Origin of the sequence: Sanguibacter biliveldensis (assembly GCF_033798665.1) — a bacterium.
Lineage (GTDB): Bacteria > Actinomycetota > Actinomycetes > Actinomycetales > Cellulomonadaceae > Sanguibacter > Sanguibacter inulinus.
Genome location: NZ_CP138359.1, coordinates 1,365,404 through 1,381,095 on the forward strand (window position 1 = coordinate 1,365,404; position 15,692 = coordinate 1,381,095).

At 71.5% G+C, this 15,692-nt stretch carries 20 protein-coding genes; 11 read left to right on the forward strand and 9 right to left on the reverse strand.

Annotation, left to right across the window (positions count from 1 at the left end; genetic code table 11):
- The first annotated feature begins 16 nt into the window (after nucleotides 1–16).
- The gene (locus tag SANBI_RS05835; protein WP_319159822.1) at nucleotides 17–277 is read left to right on the forward strand and encodes a hypothetical protein; all 261 of its coding nucleotides are present in this window, start codon (nucleotides 17–19) and stop codon (nucleotides 275–277) included.
- A 49-nt stretch (nucleotides 278–326) separates the two neighbouring features.
- Here SANBI_RS05835 and SANBI_RS05840 read toward each other — a convergent pair whose 3' ends face one another.
- Nucleotides 327–836: a CGNR zinc finger domain-containing protein gene (locus SANBI_RS05840; protein ID WP_319159824.1), complete on the reverse strand. Its 510-nt coding sequence runs from the start codon at nucleotides 834–836 to the stop codon at nucleotides 327–329.
- A gap of 203 nt (nucleotides 837–1,039) precedes the next feature.
- Nucleotides 1,040–1,435, reverse strand: coding sequence for a DUF4406 domain-containing protein (locus tag SANBI_RS05845; protein ID WP_319159827.1), 396 nt, complete (start codon nucleotides 1,433–1,435; stop codon nucleotides 1,040–1,042).
- Between the two features lie 93 nt (nucleotides 1,436–1,528).
- Here SANBI_RS05845 and SANBI_RS05850 point away from each other — a divergent pair, with 93 nt between their 5' ends.
- Nucleotides 1,529–2,224 (forward strand): SOS response-associated peptidase, encoded by a 696-nt coding sequence (locus SANBI_RS05850; protein WP_319159829.1) that lies wholly within the window; start codon nucleotides 1,529–1,531, stop codon nucleotides 2,222–2,224.
- Between the two features lie 69 nt (nucleotides 2,225–2,293).
- Here SANBI_RS05850 and SANBI_RS05855 read toward each other — a convergent pair whose 3' ends face one another.
- Nucleotides 2,294–3,136, reverse strand: a complete 843-nt coding sequence (locus SANBI_RS05855) for an NAD-dependent epimerase/dehydratase family protein (RefSeq protein ID WP_319159830.1) — start codon at nucleotides 3,134–3,136, stop codon at nucleotides 2,294–2,296.
- A 384-nt stretch (nucleotides 3,137–3,520) separates the two neighbouring features.
- Here SANBI_RS05855 and SANBI_RS05860 point away from each other — a divergent pair, with 384 nt between their 5' ends.
- The 4 genes from SANBI_RS05860 (at nucleotide 3,521) to SANBI_RS05875 (ending at nucleotide 6,896) form a co-directional block, all read left to right on the forward strand.
- A complete protein-coding gene (locus SANBI_RS05860) occupies nucleotides 3,521–4,486 on the forward strand; it encodes a manganese catalase family protein (protein WP_319159832.1) in 966 nt (321 codons plus the stop codon).
- An 84-nt stretch (nucleotides 4,487–4,570) separates the two neighbouring features.
- Nucleotides 4,571–5,755 carry a hypothetical protein gene (locus SANBI_RS05865; RefSeq protein WP_319159834.1) on the forward strand — a complete coding sequence of 395 codons (1,185 nt, stop codon included), beginning with the start codon at nucleotides 4,571–4,573 and terminating at the stop codon, nucleotides 5,753–5,755.
- Nucleotides 5,752–6,210, forward strand: coding sequence for a phage holin family protein (locus SANBI_RS05870; protein WP_408669741.1), 459 nt, complete (start codon nucleotides 5,752–5,754; stop codon nucleotides 6,208–6,210). Before SANBI_RS05865 ends, SANBI_RS05870 begins: the two co-directional genes overlap by 4 nt.
- On the forward strand, nucleotides 6,207–6,896 hold the full coding sequence (locus tag SANBI_RS05875; RefSeq protein ID WP_319159836.1) for a DUF3618 domain-containing protein: 690 nt from the start codon (nucleotides 6,207–6,209) through the stop codon (nucleotides 6,894–6,896). Before SANBI_RS05870 ends, SANBI_RS05875 begins: the two co-directional genes overlap by 4 nt.
- Nucleotides 6,897–7,039: 143 nt before the next feature.
- On the opposite strand, the gene SANBI_RS05880 is transcribed toward SANBI_RS05875, so the two are convergent.
- Genes SANBI_RS05880 through SANBI_RS05890 form a run of 3 tightly spaced genes read right to left on the reverse strand, consistent with a single transcriptional unit; the run spans nucleotide 7,040 to nucleotide 8,551 of the window.
- Nucleotides 7,040–8,080, reverse strand: a complete 1,041-nt coding sequence (locus SANBI_RS05880; RefSeq protein ID WP_319159838.1) for a DNA polymerase Y family protein — start codon at nucleotides 8,078–8,080, stop codon at nucleotides 7,040–7,042.
- Nucleotides 8,081–8,138: 58 nt separating this feature from the next.
- Nucleotides 8,139–8,384, reverse strand: a complete 246-nt coding sequence (locus SANBI_RS05885) for a hypothetical protein (protein WP_319159840.1) — start codon at nucleotides 8,382–8,384, stop codon at nucleotides 8,139–8,141.
- Nucleotides 8,381–8,551 (reverse strand): hypothetical protein, encoded by a 171-nt coding sequence (locus SANBI_RS05890; RefSeq protein ID WP_319159843.1) that lies wholly within the window; start codon nucleotides 8,549–8,551, stop codon nucleotides 8,381–8,383. The genes SANBI_RS05885 and SANBI_RS05890 overlap by 4 nt, the downstream gene beginning before the upstream one ends.
- Nucleotides 8,552–8,714: 163 nt before the next feature.
- On the opposite strand from SANBI_RS05890, the gene SANBI_RS05895 reads away from it, so the two are divergent.
- Entirely contained in the window at nucleotides 8,715–9,746 is a 1,032-nt protein-coding gene (locus SANBI_RS05895; protein WP_319159845.1) for an aldo/keto reductase, read from the forward strand.
- Nucleotides 9,747–9,759: 13 nt separating this feature from the next.
- Here SANBI_RS05895 and SANBI_RS05900 read toward each other — a convergent pair whose 3' ends face one another.
- The gene (locus SANBI_RS05900; protein WP_319159848.1) at nucleotides 9,760–10,716 is read right to left on the reverse strand and encodes an SDR family NAD(P)-dependent oxidoreductase; all 957 of its coding nucleotides are present in this window, start codon (nucleotides 10,714–10,716) and stop codon (nucleotides 9,760–9,762) included.
- An 88-nt stretch (nucleotides 10,717–10,804) separates the two neighbouring features.
- Between SANBI_RS05900 and SANBI_RS05905 the strand changes: the two genes are divergently transcribed.
- Nucleotides 10,805–11,353, forward strand: coding sequence for a TetR/AcrR family transcriptional regulator (locus tag SANBI_RS05905; protein WP_319159851.1), 549 nt, complete (start codon nucleotides 10,805–10,807; stop codon nucleotides 11,351–11,353).
- A gap of 14 nt (nucleotides 11,354–11,367) precedes the next feature.
- Here the strand turns inward: SANBI_RS05905 and SANBI_RS05910 are convergent, their stop codons facing one another.
- Nucleotides 11,368–12,411 carry an arsenic resistance protein gene (locus SANBI_RS05910; protein ID WP_319159853.1) on the reverse strand — a complete coding sequence of 348 codons (1,044 nt, stop codon included), beginning with the start codon at nucleotides 12,409–12,411 and terminating at the stop codon, nucleotides 11,368–11,370.
- A gap of 126 nt (nucleotides 12,412–12,537) precedes the next feature.
- The gene (locus tag SANBI_RS05915; protein WP_319159854.1) at nucleotides 12,538–13,026 is read right to left on the reverse strand and encodes a MarR family winged helix-turn-helix transcriptional regulator; all 489 of its coding nucleotides are present in this window, start codon (nucleotides 13,024–13,026) and stop codon (nucleotides 12,538–12,540) included.
- Nucleotides 13,027–13,117: 91 nt separating this feature from the next.
- Between SANBI_RS05915 and SANBI_RS05920 the strand changes: the two genes are divergently transcribed.
- The 3 genes from SANBI_RS05920 (at nucleotide 13,118) to SANBI_RS05930 (ending at nucleotide 15,672) form a co-directional block, all read left to right on the forward strand.
- Nucleotides 13,118–13,909, forward strand: a complete 792-nt coding sequence (locus tag SANBI_RS05920; RefSeq protein ID WP_319159857.1) for an SDR family NAD(P)-dependent oxidoreductase — start codon at nucleotides 13,118–13,120, stop codon at nucleotides 13,907–13,909.
- A gap of 76 nt (nucleotides 13,910–13,985) precedes the next feature.
- Nucleotides 13,986–14,420, forward strand: a complete 435-nt coding sequence (locus SANBI_RS05925; RefSeq protein ID WP_319159859.1) for a VOC family protein — start codon at nucleotides 13,986–13,988, stop codon at nucleotides 14,418–14,420.
- Between the two features lie 301 nt (nucleotides 14,421–14,721).
- A complete protein-coding gene (locus tag SANBI_RS05930) occupies nucleotides 14,722–15,672 on the forward strand; it encodes an alpha/beta fold hydrolase (RefSeq protein WP_319159862.1) in 951 nt (316 codons plus the stop codon).
- The last annotated feature ends 20 nt before the right edge of the window (nucleotides 15,673–15,692 follow it).

The following is a 15,692-nucleotide window of genomic DNA, read 5'->3' on the forward strand; positions in this document are numbered from 1 at the left end:
ACGGAGCCGGAGCGGCGTGCCAGGTCCGTGCGGCGACGACCTCGAGAAGCTCGTCGACGGGGTCGGCGAGGACCCGACCGACGAGAGGCTCGCGCGGCTCGCGGCGTGGCCCTTCGAGGAGGCCCGCCGGGCCGACTGCGCCGACGACCACCTGGCCCTGGCCACGAGCTATTTCGAGACGCTCGATGCTGCCCTGCGAGAAGGGCGGATCGACGGGGAGGTCTACGACGAGGTGCTCAGGTGCCTCGCCCGCCGGGCGGCTGGACCTCACCCCTGAGCGAGGCAGCTGAGGGCGAAGACCCGGGGGCGTGATCCGCATGCTCGGTTCAGCCGTGCGCTCGACGGTGCCGCGCGACGGCGTCGGTGTTGCCGCAGCGGGCGCTGCAGTAGCGCTGGCGTCCGCCGCGCGACACGTCGACGAACGCACGGTCGCAGCGCTCGCGGGCGCAGAGGCCGAAGCGTCGCCCGTGCGCCGAGGCGATGAAGAAGGCCAGACCTCCCGCGGTGACAGCGCGCACCCGTGCCGTGATGCCGTCTGTGTCGGGCGCGAGGTGGAGGTGCGGCGGGGTGCCGTCGTGCGTCGAGAGGTAGAGCGCGCCCGAGATCTCGGCGAGAAGCGCGTTCACGCGGGCGCACCTGTCGTCGGGGCTCTCGGCCTCGAAGACCTGCCGCAGGCGCACCGCCCAGGCGCCGACCTCGTGAGCGTCGGTAGGTGACAGGGCGGGGCGGCGGATGCGGTGCTCCACGAGCAGCCCTTCGAGGCTCTCCTCGCCGTCCGCGTTGACGAGAGCCGCTGCGAGCAGCGGACCGACCTGGTGGTCGTGATCGAAGATCATCTCTCGACTGTAATGGTTGAATGCCCCTGACTCATGACATCAACATGGGTCCATGCACACCCACGAGTGGTCCCGACTGTCCTCCCACACGACGAGCGAAGGGCTGGTCGTGTACGTCCGCTGCACCTGCGGGGCTCACCGGGTCGAGCTCACGCCCCGGTCGTCACCGGCGACGGTCCTCGCCGCGCCGGCACGAGGTGGGGTCAGAGAGTGACAGTGCCTGCAGGGCGGGCCCCGACCCCGGGGACCTCGGAGAGGTCTGTGTAGACGGGGATGCCGCGCTCGCGGGCGATCGCCACGTCCTGGTCGGCACCCCGTGACTCACCCGGGAGCCTGAGCACAGCGTCGCAGCGCTCGAGCAGCCGCGCGGCCGTCGGGTACATGACCTGGGCCGCGAGCGGGTGGTCAGGCCCGCTCGCGCCCGCGCTGGCGAGGACAGGGAGTGCTACCCACTCGCCGATCATCGGCAGGTGGCCCGCCTCGAAGAGAGGCCAGGCCGCCTCTTCGAGCCTGTCGAGGTTCCGGCGCACGAGAGCAGGGTCGCCACCGGTCCCAGAGGCGTAGGGGCCGGCGATCACGATCATCAGTGAGGTCGTCATGCTCGAAGAATAGCGCATGAACGTGCAACATCGTGAAGAAACGTGCATCCTGAGGCCTGGACCGTGGGCACGGTGCGTCCTACGCTCAGGAGCATGTGCGGCAGGTACGCGAGCGACATCGCGATCGACGACCTCATGGCGTTCTTCGACGCGAACCCCGGTACGGCCTACGACTGGGCCGGCCTCTTCTCGGTCGCGCCGAGCGACCCCGCACCGGTCGTCCGGGAGCGGCTGCTCGACGACGAGCTGCACCGCGAGGTCGACTACGCCCGCTGGGGTCTGCGTCCAGGGTGGGCCAAGGACTCCGGACCACGACCGATCAACGCGCGGCTCGAGACCGTGGCGACCTCGGGCATGTTCCGTTCCGCGTTCACGAGCCAGCGCTGCCTCGTGCCGATGACCGGCTACTACGAGTGGGAGACCACCCCGAGCGGCAAGCAGCCGCACTACATCCACGCCGACGGACCGCTCGCCGCCGCAGGGCTCTACGCCGCCCGCAAGGACCCGGCATCGGGGGAGTGGGCGCTCACCTACACGGTGATCACCCGCGAGGCCCGGGACGCCTCGGGCGAGATCCACGACAGGATGCCGGTGTTCGTGCTCCCCGACCTCTGGGGCGAGTGGCTGAGCCCTGATGCTCTCGCGGACAAGGAGACGATGACCGACCGCGTCACAGCCTCCTCCGACGAGGTCGCGCAGACCATGACCACGCACCGCGTCGACCGCAGGGTGAACTCGACGCAGAAGGCCGACCCGACGGACCCGAGCCTCGTGGAGTCGATCGACTGACGCGCCAGATTCGCCCGGTCACGCGCGAGCCTCAGACCGTGCCCAGCCGCCCGGGGCGTGCGACAGGGCCTAGAGAGTGGTGAAGCCGTCGCGCCAGGAAGGATGGGCGAGGGCGAGCCCGCCGCGGGTGGCGCGAGCGTTGGACACGGGGCGGCCGACGTCTCCGGAGGTGCTCTGCCGAGGTGCAGGCGCACCGAGAGCGCGCGCGAAGCCCGTGGCCCACTCGACCCCGGATGCAGGCTCGTCGTCGACGATGTTCCACACCCCGCCCTCCCACCCGAGGGCGAGGACCACTGCCCGGGCGACGTCCGAGACATGGACGAAGGACGTCACGGTCTCCGTCGCGACAAGCTCACCGTCACGTGCGGCGTGGCCGTACCGCCCGTCGCGGGAGTACCAGGTCTCAGGTCCGTACAGCTGGCCGCACCGGAGGACCACCCCGCCCGCCAGCTCCCGGACCGCGCCCTCGAGCTCGGTGACGGCGGCGACAGTCGTCCGGCGAGGCTCCGCGGCGTCCAGGTCGAGCGGGTCCGTCTCGGTCGCCGGGTCGGTCGCCGGTGGGTAGACCCAGGCGATGCTCTGGCCGACGAACCTGGAGACGCCGCTCGCCCGGGCGGCGTCGACGAGGTTCCTCGTGCCGAGGGTCCGCAGCCTGGCGTTGCTCGCCGAGTCTCCGGTGCCGAGGTCGGTCATGAGGTGCAGGACCGCGTCCGGGCGAGCCCCGGCGACGGCCGCGATGGTCGCCTCGCGGTCGAAGGCGTCGAGCGGGACCGCGGTCGCGCCGAGGCCACGGAGCAGACCAGCCTTGCTCGACGAGCGGGAGGTGGCGGTGATCTCGTGCCCCTGCCCCGCCAGCAGAGGGATGACGGCTCGGCCGAGGACACCGGACCCGCCGGCGACGAAGATACGCACCCGAGCATGATCCCACGGGTTGCTCCGCCGGGACCCACGCAGCGGTCCTCGCGACAGACCGTGCTGGGTCGCGAGGTCACCGCACCGTGCGGACCTGGCTCCTCTCGTCGACGAGCGACCTCGTCGGGGTGCGCGCGGGCCTCGCCGCGCGCAGAGCCACCGCCGGTCCTACAGTGGGTGAAGACCCGCTGGACCCGGACAGGGCAGCCGGTCATCCCTCGTCATGACGGCGGCGAGGCTCCGAGCGACGCGACGCAGCGCGCTGATCAGCACCACCTCTCCCACCCTCAGCACCCCGACTCTCTCGAGCCACCGGGGTGGTCGAGCGCACCCTCGTGCGCTCGTCCCCCGGCAGGCCGCGGGAGCACGACGAAGGGAACCACCGTGTACCTGCACGTCCAGCGACTCATCCACGAGATCATCCCCGACGAGCCCGACCCGGCAGCAGCGAACGCCCTCCAGGAGGGACTCGGCGGCCAGTTCGGCGAGATGCGGACCATGATGCAGTACCTGTTCCAGAGCATGAACTTCCGTGGTGCTGCTGGGAAGCCCTACCGCGACCTGCTCCAGGGCATCGGCACCGAGGAGATCAGCCACGTCGAGCTCATCGGGACGACCATCTCCCGCCTGCTCGACGGCTCTCCCCGCTACAACGGCAAGAAGACCGACCCGCTCGACTCCCCGGGCGGCGGCGGCGACATCCCGCTGCGGATGGCTCTCGACGAGGGGAACATCCACCACTACCTCGTGGCCGCGCAGGGCGCCCTGCCCGTCGACTCTGCGGGCAACCCGTGGAGCGGCAGCTACGTCTACAACTCCGGCAACCTCGTGCTCGACCTGCTGTACAACCTCATGCTCGAGTCCACGGGACGCCTGCAGAAGTGCCGGATCTACGAGATGACCGAGAACAAGACGGCGCGCTCGACGATCTCGTACCTCATCGTCCGTGACCAGGCCCACGAGAACGCCTACGCCAAGGCCCTCGAGACCCTGGGTGTGGACTGGGGCAAGCTGCTGCCGATCCCGAAGACCAACGCCGAGAAGTTCCCCGAGGTGAAGAAGCTCGTGGACCTCGGTCTGCAGAGCAAGCAGTACACCTTCGACCTCACCGGGCTCTCCGAGGCCGGGAAGATCTTCCGCGGCATGTCGCCGTCGAACGACGGCACCGAGCTCGACGCGACCGAGCAGGCCCCTGAGGGCGTGCCCTCGACGATCGCCGAGGAGCGCTTCGAAGAGTTCGCACCCGGCCTCGACCCCGAGCTGCTCTCGCTCATCCAGGCGACGGCCGACATCGAGATGGCCGAGGTCCAGCCGGTCTACGGACCGATCCCGCCGTCAGAGAAGTCCTGACCTGACAGCTACCTGACCGAGGCGCCCGGGCTGGTCCCGGGCGCCTCCTCTCCAGCATCGCCTGCACACCTGAGAGGAACGATCATGACGGATCCCTACAGCAGCCCGCGGTACCCGACCGACCCCGTGGAGCCTCAGACCTCGGCGGGATACGGCTCTGTCCCGCCAGCCCCGACGGCCCCGGGCGGTGACGGCTACGGCGGTGCTCACCGTGACACCGCCCCGGAGGACACCGTTTTCGGCGGCACGCGCTTCGAAGAAGAGCCGTCGATCGACGAGCTCGCACCGGGGGACGGGGCTGTCGACGTGGCGACGACCAACGGGTCCGGCGACACCGACGGTGACTCCAGCGACGACAGCTCCGGCGGAGCCCGTGAGAAGGCGGCGCACGTCGCCGAGACCGCCAAGGACGAGGCGGCGTCGGTCGCCGGGACGGCGAAGGACGAGGCCTCCGACCTCGCGTCGTCCGCGAAGGGTGCGGCCAGCTCCGTGCTCGACGCCGAGAAGTCGATGGCCCACGACACGACGGCCGAGGCGACCGAGCGTGTCAAGGAGACCCTGGCCGAGGCCAAGACCCAGGTCCGTGACCTGTGGCAGCAGAGCCGGTCCGAGCTCGCGGAGGGAGCCGGTGTCCAGCTGCAGCGGCTCTCCCTCGGCGCCAAGACGGTCTCGGACGAGCTGAGCACCATGGCGTCGGCCAGCGACGACCCGGGCATCGCGAGCGACCTCGCGCGCCGAGCCTCCGGGTACCTCTCGACCGCGAGCACCTGGCTCGAGGACCGCAGCCCCGAGGAGGTGCTCGGCGACGTCTCGCGGTTCGCGCGTCGGTCCCCTGGGACGTTCTTGGCGATCGCAGCCGGGCTCGGCCTGGTCGCCGGTCGCGTGGCCCGCAGCCTCAAGGACGACTCGGGCAGCTCCTCGACGAGCACGAGCACGAGCACGGGCTCGACCTCGGGGACGAGCACGAGCGGTGCACGGTCGTCGACCGCCACCTCGGGTGAGGGGACCTCGGCCTGGGCTGCGTCAGACGGCGGGGTGCCCCCGGTGCCGTCACCGTCCGTCGACGGCTACGGCACGACGGGCTACGCCGGCGGGGCGGTCCCGAGCGGGTCGACCGCCGAGGCCGGCTACGGGGCCGGCAGCGAGCACGGGACCGAGTCGGGCTACGGCACGGGCACCACGAGCGCTGACGGGACTCGGACCGCGGGGCACGTCCCCACCTCTTCTCAGCCCGGAGCGACCACGCTCGACGGCGGTGAGCTGCGATGACCACCCCTCCTTCGGTACCACCGGCTGCCGCCCCGCCGCCGCCACCGCACGACCCGATGGACGCCAGCGTCGGCCAGCTGTTCGGCGAGGTCACCCGCGACCTGTCGACGCTCATCCGGCAAGAGGTCGCCCTCGCGAAGGCCGAGGCGACCGAGAGCGCCAAGAAGGCCGGGACGGGCGCGGGCCTGCTCGGTGGAGCGGCCTGGGCGGCGCACTTCGTGCTGCTCTTCCTCTCGCTGACGCTCTGGTGGGTGCTCGGTGCCCTCCTCGGCGAGGGCGACCGCGAACCGGCCCTCGGCTGGGCCGCGCTGATCGTCACGCTCATCTGGGCCGTGATCGCGGCTGTGCTGGCGCTCCGAGGCAAGAAGGAGCTCCAGAAGACGAAGGGCCTCCCGCAGACCGCGGACTCCCTCAAGAAGATCCCCGACGCGCTCAAAGGACAGGAACGATCATGACGACCAACGACCCGGACCAGATCCGCGCCGACATCGAGGCGACCCGCGCTGCGCTCAGCGAGGACGTCGACAACCTGGAGGAGAAGGTTAGCCCTTCCAAGATCGCCCAGCGCCAGACTGACAAGGTGCGCTCCGCCGTGAGCGACGTCAAGGACAAGGTCTTCGGCGCCGCATCGGGTGCTGGCGACTCTGCGAGCGACGCCGCGCACGGCGCTGCGCAGAGCGTCCGCGACGCGGGGAGCTCGGCCGCTGACGCCGCCAGGAACGCTCCCGGCGACGTCCGCCGCAAGGCGCAGGGCAACCCCCTGGCCGCCGGGCTGGTCGCCTTCGGGGCTGGCATGCTCGCCGCTGCGATGCTGCCCGCCAGCCGGACCGAGAAGGACGCGGTCCGGACGGTCAAGGAGGACGAGGGCGTCCAGCACGCCGCCCAGGAGGTCAAGGACGCTGCTCGGGACATCGGCAACGCCCTCCAGCAGCCGGCGACCGAGGCCGCCGCAGCAGTCAAGGAGACCGCCGCTGCCGGTGCGCAGAGCGTCAAGCAGACCGCGACGAGCGGGGCCCAGAACGTGGCCGAAGAGGCTCGTCACGGTGCCGAGCAGGTCAAGGACCAGGCGCAGCACGCCCAGGAGTCCGTCCAGGGGCAGGCCCAGGAGTCGCGCGACACCGTGCAGGGCTCGACGCCCTGACATGCCCGTGACCGGCTGAGATCTCGCGGACGAGCGAGACGGCGCAGCACGACGAGGCCCCGACCGTCGCGGTCGGGGCCTCGTCGTGCCGATGCGGCCCAGACCCAGGAGCGATGTGACCTTGACGATCTCCTGACCGAGGCTCAGAAGAGCGTCGGCTGGACCCGGTCTGACGGCAGGAGGCCGGTGAGCGTGGCTCTGACCGTCGTGGCCGCCGGTGCCTCGTCAGGCCGGAGGAGATCATGCGCGACCGTGCGCCACACCTTCGGGTCGGCCGTGGCATCGCCACCTCGTCGCAGCACCGTCGCCGCCCCGGCTCCCTCCGACCGCAGCGCGAGAGCCAGACCCGTCGCGACGAGCCCGGCCCGGGCAGCCCGGTGGCACACCCTCTCGACGCACGCGTCGACGACCTGCCCGGTGCTCTTGTCCGCGCGACCGTAGCCGGAGGTCGACCCCTCGGCGGTGAGGGTCGACCGGGCCTCGACCGTGCGCACGGTCGCGTCGTCCGTGCCCTCGCGGATCTGCCAGAGCCTGCGTGCCATCGCCGTGCCGCAGGACTGCTGGAGCATGGCGCGTGGGACGGTGTCGAGGTCGGCGAGGTGCTCCACGCCGAGGTGGGCCAGGCGCTCTCGGGTCGTCGCCCCCACGCCCCAGACGTCGGCGAGGGCGAGGGAGCTGCGCAGCGACGTCTCCTGCTGCGGGCTGATGACGTGCAGCCCGTCGGGCTTCGCGGCCCGCGAGGCGAGCTTCGCCATGAGCTTGGTGCGACCGACCCCGACGCTCACCGGGATGCCGAGCTCGTGGGCAGCACGGCGCCTGAGCGTGCGGCCGGCCTCGACGGCCTCGTCCCAGTCGTCGGTCCCGACGTCGAGGAAGGCCTCCTCGACCGACCCGGGCTCGACCGCCTGGGCGCACTCGTGGAAGAGGTCGAACAGGGCGTCGCCGACCTCTTCGACCTCCGCGCGCGGCACGTCGAGCAGCACCAGCCCCGGGTGTCGTCGCAGTGCCTCGTCGGCCAGCATGCCGCTGGTGACGCCGAGAGCACGCGCCGGATAGCTCGCGCTCGCGACGAAGACGTGCGCGACCACGGCGACCGGCACACCCACGAGGTCGGGTCGCCCGCGCAGGGCGACCGAGGCGAAGAACGCGTCGGCGTCGGCGTGCAGCAGCGGTCTGCTGGTCATCCACCGATCGTACAGGTGTTCGAGCAGCGGTGGCTGTTCGCCTCCGGGTTCGCGCTGACTAGGAGGCGCGGCGGCCTCGTCTTTGCGCCCTGCGGACGTCGCGGACGGTCTGGACGACGGCCACGACGGCGACCACAGCGACGACGAGCCACGGCGCAGCCCACGGCACGAAGGCCCAGACGAGCGCGACCACGGCGAAGGGGGCGGCGAAGGAGGCGATCCGACGCCACACGGGGACAGGATCGTCCTCGGGGCCGGTCCAGGCCTCGACGGGGACCGTGGAGATGCGCGGGAGGTTGCTCACCGTGGTGCCTCCGACGCGGTGGTGGCTGCGGAGCGTCGGCGGTGCACCACGATGGATGCGATGCCGAGGACCGCGAAGCACGCGCCCAGTGTCGTCGCGCCGTCGACGAACCACCAGGCGCCGAGGGCGATGTACGCGACACCGATCCAGGCGCCCCACGGGTGCATCGATCGGTTCTGCGGTCGTCTCATGCGTGCCCCCCGGCTCTCGGCCGCTGGCGCGCGGCTGGTCGCCCGAGTCTACGCGGGCGGACCTCGGCCCGCTGGCGGTCCTGCGACGAGCGGGAGAGGCTGGACGGGTCCCACACTTTCGACGACACAGGAGTCCTCCATGCAGTACCGCACCCTCGGCCGCAGCGGCGCAGTCGTGTCCAGCCACTGCCTCGGGACCATGACCTTCGGCTCGGAGGCCGACGAAGCCACCTCCGGCGCGATCCTCGAGACCTTCGTCGAGGCTGGCGGCACCTTCGTCGACACCGCCGACGTCTACAGCGGCGGTGCCTCGGAGGAGATCATCGGGCGCTGGCTCGCCACGCACCCGACCGAGGCCTCGCAGGTCGTCCTGGCGACGAAGGGCCGCTTCCCCATGGGGGAGGGCCCCAACGATCTCGGGCTCTCCAGGCGCCACCTGCGCGACGCCCTCGACGCGTCGCTGCGGCGGCTCGGGGTCGAGCACGTCGACCTCTACCAGATGCACGCCTGGGACGCCGTGACCCCGCTCGAGGAGACGCTGAGGTTCCTCGACGACGCCGTGACGGCCGGCAAGATCTCGTACTACGGGTTCTCCAACTACCTCGGCTGGCAGCTGACCAAGGCCGTGCACACCGCCGCCGCCCACGGCTGGGCAGCGCCCGTGACGCTCCAGCCGCAGTACAACCTGCTGGTCCGCGACATCGAGCACGAGGTCGTGCCCGCCTCCCTCGACGCCGGGATCGGGCTGCTGCCCTGGTCGCCGCTCGCGGGCGGATGGCTCACCGGCAAGTACGAGCGCGACGTCCCGCCCTCGGGTGCGACGCGTCTGGGCGAGAACCCGCAGCGCGGCATGGAGGCGTGGCAGGGCCGCAACGACGACGAGCGCACCTGGCGCGTGGTCGACACGCTCCGCGAGATCGCCGACGCCCGTGGCGTCTCCGCCTCGCAGGTCGCGCTGTCCTGGCTCGCCGACAGGCCGGCCGTCACCTCGGTGATCCTCGGTGCCCGGACCGTCGAGCAGCTGAGCGACAACCTCGCGGCAGCCGACCTCGTGCTGACCGAGGACGAGACCACCCGGCTGACCGACGCGAGCGCGCCGCAGGTCGACGACTACCCCTACGGGACCGCTGGGGTCGCCCAGCGCAGCAGGAGGCTCACCGGGGGCCGTTGACCTGGTGCGGTGCCTACGGAGCTGGACGTGAGGCGAGGTCGGCGACGTCGATCGTCACGCCCGCGAGGTCTTCGACCTGGCGCCACAGGCGCTCAGCGGTGTCGCCGGCCGGGGCGGCGGTCCTGGCCGGCAGCGGGATCGAGACGGGGGCGCCCCGCAGCCTCCCGCTCGGCGAGAAGTACTCGCCGCCGCTCACCTGCGGGTCGGTGAGCGCCCTGACCGCTGACCAGGCGGCGGTGTCCTTCCCCTGCGCCCACGGGGTGTAGGGGTTGCGCTGGTAGGGTGTCGTCGCATCCCGGACCCCCGGGCGCTCGGGGGTCTTCGCGTCGACCCCCACGCCCGGCCGGGTCACCACGGAGGCGACGGGCAAGCCAGCGGCGCGGAGCCTGCGGTCGAGCTCGAAGGCGAAGATCTCGGTCGCGGTCTTGGCCTTGGTGTACGCCGTGATCCCCAGCCTCGGCACGTGCTGCAGGTCGTCGGTGCGCAGACGGAGCATCTGGACGAAGCCCGTCGAGGTGTGGACGACCCGGCTCAGGCTCCCGTGCGCGGAGGCTGTCGCGGCGAGGGACGGCAGCAGCCGTGCCAGCAGCCTCGCGCTCGCGGCGACGTGGGTCCCGAGGATGAGCGGCAGCCCGTCCTCGGTCGTGGCGGTCCGATCCATGCTCATCACGCCGCCGTTGAGCAGGAGGGCGTCCAGGCGGGGGAGCGCGGCGAGCTCGGCAGCGGCCGCGTCGACCGAGGCCGACGACCCGAGCTCGAGCACGACGGTCCGCACCGATGCGTGGGGCGCCCGGCTGCGGACAGCGTCAGCGGCGCGTCGGAGCTTGTCCTGCGAGCGCGAGGCGAGCACGACGTCGGCACCGGCCGCGGCGAGCTGCTCCGCGGCGAAGTAGCCGATCCCGGCCGTGGCGCCGGTGACGACGACAGTGCGCCCGGTCTGGTCTGGCAGGCGCGAAGGGTCCCAGGTCATGAAGTCCTCGTCTCTCAAGTGGATGACTTATCCATCTGGACGCTAGCACAAGAACGGATACGCCATCCGTTTGGAGTAGGGTGGTCGTATGTCAGCCCTCCGCTCCGATGCCGCGCGCAGCAGAGCGCGGATCCTCGAGGTCGCCCGGACCCACGACCGCGCAGCCCTGCGGCTCAACGACGTCGCCCGCGACGCCGGAGTCGGGGTCGGGACGGTCTACAGGCACTTCCCGACGGTCCATGCTCTTGTCGAGGCGCTCTCCGCCGAGACTCTCGACGAGATGCTCGTGACGTCTCGTCGGGCAGCAGCAGACCCCGACCCGGGAGCAGGTCTCGCGCTCTACCTGCGCTCTGCCCTCGCGCTCCAGCTCGAGGACGGTGGTCTCCAGGCGGTGCTCCTCTCGCCCGAGGACGAGACGGAGTCTGTCCGGGAGGCCAAGCGCGAGATCTTCGAGACCTTCGCCTCCGTGCTCGAGGCTGCTCGCGATGCCGGGGCCGTCAGGGCCGACCTCACTGTCGACCACCTCGCGCACCTCGTCTGCGGGATCGAGCACGCTGTGCGTCTCGGCTCGCCCGACGACCGTTCGCTCCTCGTCCAGGTGCTGCTCGACGGTCTCAGGCCTGCCTCCAGCCGCTGACGCGGCGGGAGGGGTCAGCGTGAGTGCGTGGCTCCTGTGTCCCGGACCACGAGAGGCACGACCCGCACGAGGACCACCATCGCGACGAGCTCGACGAGGGTCTGCGTGACGACCGCGAGGGGTGCGATCGAGAGGCTCTCGGGGAGGGCGAGCGCGAGCGGCAGGACGACGAGGGAGTTGCGGGTCGCGACCGAGAACACTGCGGCCCGGGCTGCGGGGACGTCCAGGCGTGCGACGCGGCTCGCGAGGACTCCGACGGCCACGGCGACCACGACGAAGGCCACGTAGAGCGGCAGGACGCGCGCGAGGAAGCGCACCTCGGCACCGACGGCTGCGATCTGCGACCCGACGACGACCACGAGGGTGAGCATCATCAGCGGGACCATCGCTGCGGCCGTCGCCCTCTCGACGGCTCCTCCGGCGATCGCCCCGATGGTTCGACGGTCACGCTGTCCCCGCCGGCCCCGGGCGAGGGCCTGGACTCCGGCAGCCGCTGCGAGGGGGACGAGGATCAGCACGACGAAGGCCTCGACGAAGGGGCGCACGTCGACGACCTCGAGGACCTCAGGACCTGCGAAGAGAGAGAGGTAGACCGGCAGCAGGAGCATCTGGACGAGCATCAGCAGGGGAGCGGCAGCCAGCAGCCTCGCACGTGCTCCGCCTGCGAGCCCCGTGAAGACGATGACGTAGTCGACGCACGGGGTCAGGAGCACGAGGAGCACACCGAGCAGCAGCCCCTGGTCGTCCGCGACGAACCGCGAGAGCCCGAAGACCACGACGGGCACGACGAGGAAGTTCGCCAGGAGGACCGTGGTCAAGAACCTCAGGTCCCGGAAGGCCCGGCCCACCTCGATGAGCGGGACGCCCGAGAACGTCGCGAAGAGCAGCAGCGCGAGTGCCGGGGTGATCGCCTGCTCGAGCGTCGACGCCACCTGAGGGAGGGCCGAGCCGATGGCCGCACCCATGGCGATGGCGAGAAGGTAGAGCGGGACCTGCTGGCGGTCCCACCACTCGACGGTGCGAGAGCCGCGTCGCGCGTCGTCGGGGGGAGTGGTCATCCGCAGACCGTACCGCGAGGTCGCGACGCTCCGAGAGGCAGGACCTGCGGCCGCCGAGCCGCACATGATGGCGAGCTGCTCATGGTCGCCGAGCCGCACGTGGTCCCGCGTGCTCGGAGGTCTTCCTCAGCCGTGCTCCGGCGGCGTCCAGGCGGCAGTCGGGTCGATGGTCGTCGCGACCGCCGCGCTGATGGTCGCGAGCTGGTGCACCTGTGCCTCGGAGAGCGGGGCGAAGACGAGCTCCTCGACGAGGGCGTGGTGCGCGGGTGTCGAGCGGACGACGAGGTCGTGCCCCTCGTCCGTGAGGATCGCGAGGGTGAAGCGACCGTCGGTCGGGTCTGGGGAGCGCTGGACCCAGCCCTTCGTCTCCAGCCGGGAGATCGCCCGCGACAGCCTGGACAGCGTGCTGCTGGCATAGCCGGCGAGTGTGCTCATGCGCAGCGACCTCTCGGTCGAGCTGTCGAGCGCGTAGAGCAGCCCGTGCTCGTAGTGGCTCAGGTCGTGGTCCCGCCGCAGCTGGGCGTCGAGTGCTGTCGGGAGGCGTTCGAGCACGGTGGCCAAGGAGGCCCAGGCGGCGAGGTGATCACGGCTGAGACCGGACGAGGAGGCGGGCATGCGCCCAGTCTACGGACTTGCTCAGGCAAGCAAATCTCCGTAGTCTGACTTTCCCAGGCAAGTCATGTCGGGGAGAGTCAGAGGAGAGCTCATGGATCTGCAGCTGCACGGCATGACGGCATTCATCAGCGGGTCGACCCGGGGCATCGGCCGTGCCGTGGCGTCGAGGCTCGCCGCCGAAGGCGCGAGGGTCGTCGTCAACGGGCGCACCCAGGAGACTGTCGACGCTGTCGTCGCCGACCTGCGACGCGCTCACCCTGGCGCTGATCACCGCGGGATCGTCGCGGACTTCACCGACCCTGCGTCGGTGAGGTCGCTCGTCGACGAGCTCGGAGACGTCGACGTCCTCGTCAACAACGTCGGCCTCTTCGGACTCGCGGAGCTCGAGTCGGTGACCGACGACGAGTGGATGCGCTACCTCGAGGTGAACCTGATGAGCGGGGTACGGCTCTCCCGTCAGGTGCTGCCGGGGATGCTCGAGCGCGGTCGGGGCCGCATCGTGTTCATCAGCAGCGAGTCCGGGGTGAACGTCCCGGCCGACATGATCCACTACGGGGTCACCAAGGCCGCGATGATCGCGCTCGGCAACGGCCTCGCCAAGCGCACCCGCGGCACAGCCGTGACGGTCAACACCGTCCTCGGCGGCCCGACCTACTCGGACGGTGTCGCAGACGTGGTCCGGTCGGTCGCAGCAGCCCAGTCCGCGCCCGAAGACGCGGTCAAGGCCTCGATCATCGGTCAGAACCGGACGACGCTCCTCGAACGCTTCATCGACCCTGACGAGATCGCCTCGCTCGTCGCCTACCTGGCGAGCCCTCTCGCGTCGGCGACGAACGGGGCGACGGTCCGAGCGGACGGCGGGGTGCTCACGGGGATGCTCTGACGCCCGACGTCGGCAGGTAAGACCGCGACCGAGGCTGGGTCTGTCGGCTGCGCGCTGACGGCGCTAGCGTTCCCCTATGACCATCAAGCTCGAGAACGTCGGGATCGCCGTCCGAGACCTGGACGCCACGGTCGCCTTCTTCACCGACCTCGGCCTGACCGCGATCGGCCGGGACACCGTCAGCGGCGAGTGGGCTGACACCGCTGTCGGGCTCGACGGCAACCACGCACGCATCGCGATGCTCGAGACCCCCGACGGTCAGGGGCGCCTCGAGCTCTTCGAGTACATCCACCCGGTGGCCCTCGAGACCGAGCCGACGCTGCCGCACCAGATCGGCATGCACAGGGTCGCCTTCTCGGTCGACGACCTCGACGCTGCCCTCGCGATCGCCGCGACGCACGGCTGCTACCCGCTCCGCGGGGTCGCCACCTACGAGGACCTGTACAGGCTCACGTACCTGCGTGGTCCGAGCGGCATCCTCGTGATGCTGGCTCAGGCCCTCAAGTCCTGAGGTCGTCGCAGGCCCCCGGGACCCCAGCCCGCGGGCATCGGGCGAGGTCGTCACCTGAGGGCGCCGCGGTCGCGGTGACCGAGGTCCTGCCGGGCGCCGGGTCCGCCGGCCTGTCGGCCGATCGGGCGACATCGGGTCGCCTGGTCAGCCGACGCGAGGACGGCACCCCGGCGACCACGATCGAGGGATGTCGACCTCACACGCCCTACGTCCTCCCCGTCCTGCCCGCGCTCCCCGTCCCTCCCGTCTTCGCCGCAGTCTCGGGCGCCGCCTCACGAGGGCCGTCACCGGGCTTCTTGTCGTGCTCGTCCTCCTGGTCCTCGCCGGGGTGGTCTACGAGCGGGTCGCCTCGGCCGGGGCGGCCGACAGGTTCCCGGCTCCGGGTGTGCTCGTCGACGTCGGGACGACGTCCCTGCACCTCCAGGTGACCCCGGGGCCCGCCGGGGCACCCGTCGTCGTGCTCGAGGCGGGCAGCGGGGAGACCAGCCTGTCGTGGCGCGACGTCCCGGCGGGGCTCGCCCACGTCGCGACGGTCGTCTCGTACGACAGAGCAGGCACCGGGTGGAGCGAGCCGGCCACAACCTCGCGGACCGGCGAGCACATCGTCGCCGAGCTGCACGACGCCCTCACGGCAGCAGGCCTCGACGGTCCGTACGTCCTCGTCGGGCACTCGATGGGCGGTCTGTTCTCCCGGCTCTTCGCCGAGCGCTACCCGGACGAGGTGACGGGCCTCGTGCTCGTCGACGCCCGCCCGGAGGACGACGCGGCCCGGACGGCGCCGATCCTCGAGGCCGAGGGCTTCGCAGGGAACCCGCCCGTCTGGTTGCTGTCGGCGCTCACCGAGACCGGGGCGATGCGGCTCTTCGCCGGGACCCTGCTGGCCGGCAGCGTCGATCCGGAGGACCAGGACAGGTTCGTCGACGTCGTCGCAGACCCGGAGTTCTTCCGGGTGCGCCAGGAGGAGGCGGACCTCGTCGGCTCGACCGAGGACGCCGTCCGCGGCCAGGATCTGGGAGGACTGCCCCTGGTGGTCGTCGCCCGCGGCGTCGCTCAGGACTACGCGGCGGCCGGGCTCAGCACCGAGGCCGGGCAGGAGGTCGAGGCGATCTGGCAGGACGGGCAGCGCCGGCTCCTCGACCTCTCGAGCGCGAGCCGGCTGGTGGTCGCTGCCGAGAGCGGGCACCTGGTGATGCGTGACCAGCCCGAGATCGTCGTCGAGGCCATCCGGGACGTGGTCGCCGAGGTGCGCTGATGCGACGACGGGTCGTCTGC

Bases quoted from the DNA above. Each gene is read 5' to 3' on its own strand.
- SANBI_RS05840 (WP_319159824.1), bottom strand. From the start codon at position 836: ATGATCTTCGATCACGACCACCAGGTCGGTCCGCTGCTCGCAGCGGCT.
- SANBI_RS05845 (WP_319159827.1), bottom strand. From the start codon at position 1,435: ATGACGACCTCACTGATGATCGTGATCGCCGGCCCCTACGCCTCTGGG.
- SANBI_RS05850 (WP_319159829.1), top strand. From the start codon at position 1,529: ATGTGCGGCAGGTACGCGAGCGACATCGCGATCGACGACCTCATGGCG.
- SANBI_RS05865 (WP_319159834.1), top strand. From the start codon at position 4,571: ATGACGGATCCCTACAGCAGCCCGCGGTACCCGACCGACCCCGTGGAG.
- SANBI_RS05870 (WP_408669741.1), top strand. From the start codon at position 5,752: ATGACCACCCCTCCTTCGGTACCACCGGCTGCCGCCCCGCCGCCGCCA.
- SANBI_RS05875 (WP_319159836.1), top strand. From the start codon at position 6,207: ATGACGACCAACGACCCGGACCAGATCCGCGCCGACATCGAGGCGACC.
- SANBI_RS05880 (WP_319159838.1), bottom strand. From the start codon at position 8,080: ATGACCAGCAGACCGCTGCTGCACGCCGACGCCGACGCGTTCTTCGCC.
- SANBI_RS05890 (WP_319159843.1), bottom strand. From the start codon at position 8,551: ATGCACCCGTGGGGCGCCTGGATCGGTGTCGCGTACATCGCCCTCGGC.
- SANBI_RS05895 (WP_319159845.1), top strand. From the start codon at position 8,715: ATGCAGTACCGCACCCTCGGCCGCAGCGGCGCAGTCGTGTCCAGCCAC.
- SANBI_RS05900 (WP_319159848.1), bottom strand. From the start codon at position 10,716: ATGACCTGGGACCCTTCGCGCCTGCCAGACCAGACCGGGCGCACTGTC.
- SANBI_RS05905 (WP_319159851.1), top strand. From the start codon at position 10,805: ATGTCAGCCCTCCGCTCCGATGCCGCGCGCAGCAGAGCGCGGATCCTC.
- SANBI_RS05910 (WP_319159853.1), bottom strand. From the start codon at position 12,411: ATGACCACTCCCCCCGACGACGCGCGACGCGGCTCTCGCACCGTCGAG.
- SANBI_RS05915 (WP_319159854.1), bottom strand. From the start codon at position 13,026: ATGCCCGCCTCCTCGTCCGGTCTCAGCCGTGATCACCTCGCCGCCTGG.
- SANBI_RS05920 (WP_319159857.1), top strand. From the start codon at position 13,118: ATGGATCTGCAGCTGCACGGCATGACGGCATTCATCAGCGGGTCGACC.
- SANBI_RS05925 (WP_319159859.1), top strand. From the start codon at position 13,986: ATGACCATCAAGCTCGAGAACGTCGGGATCGCCGTCCGAGACCTGGAC.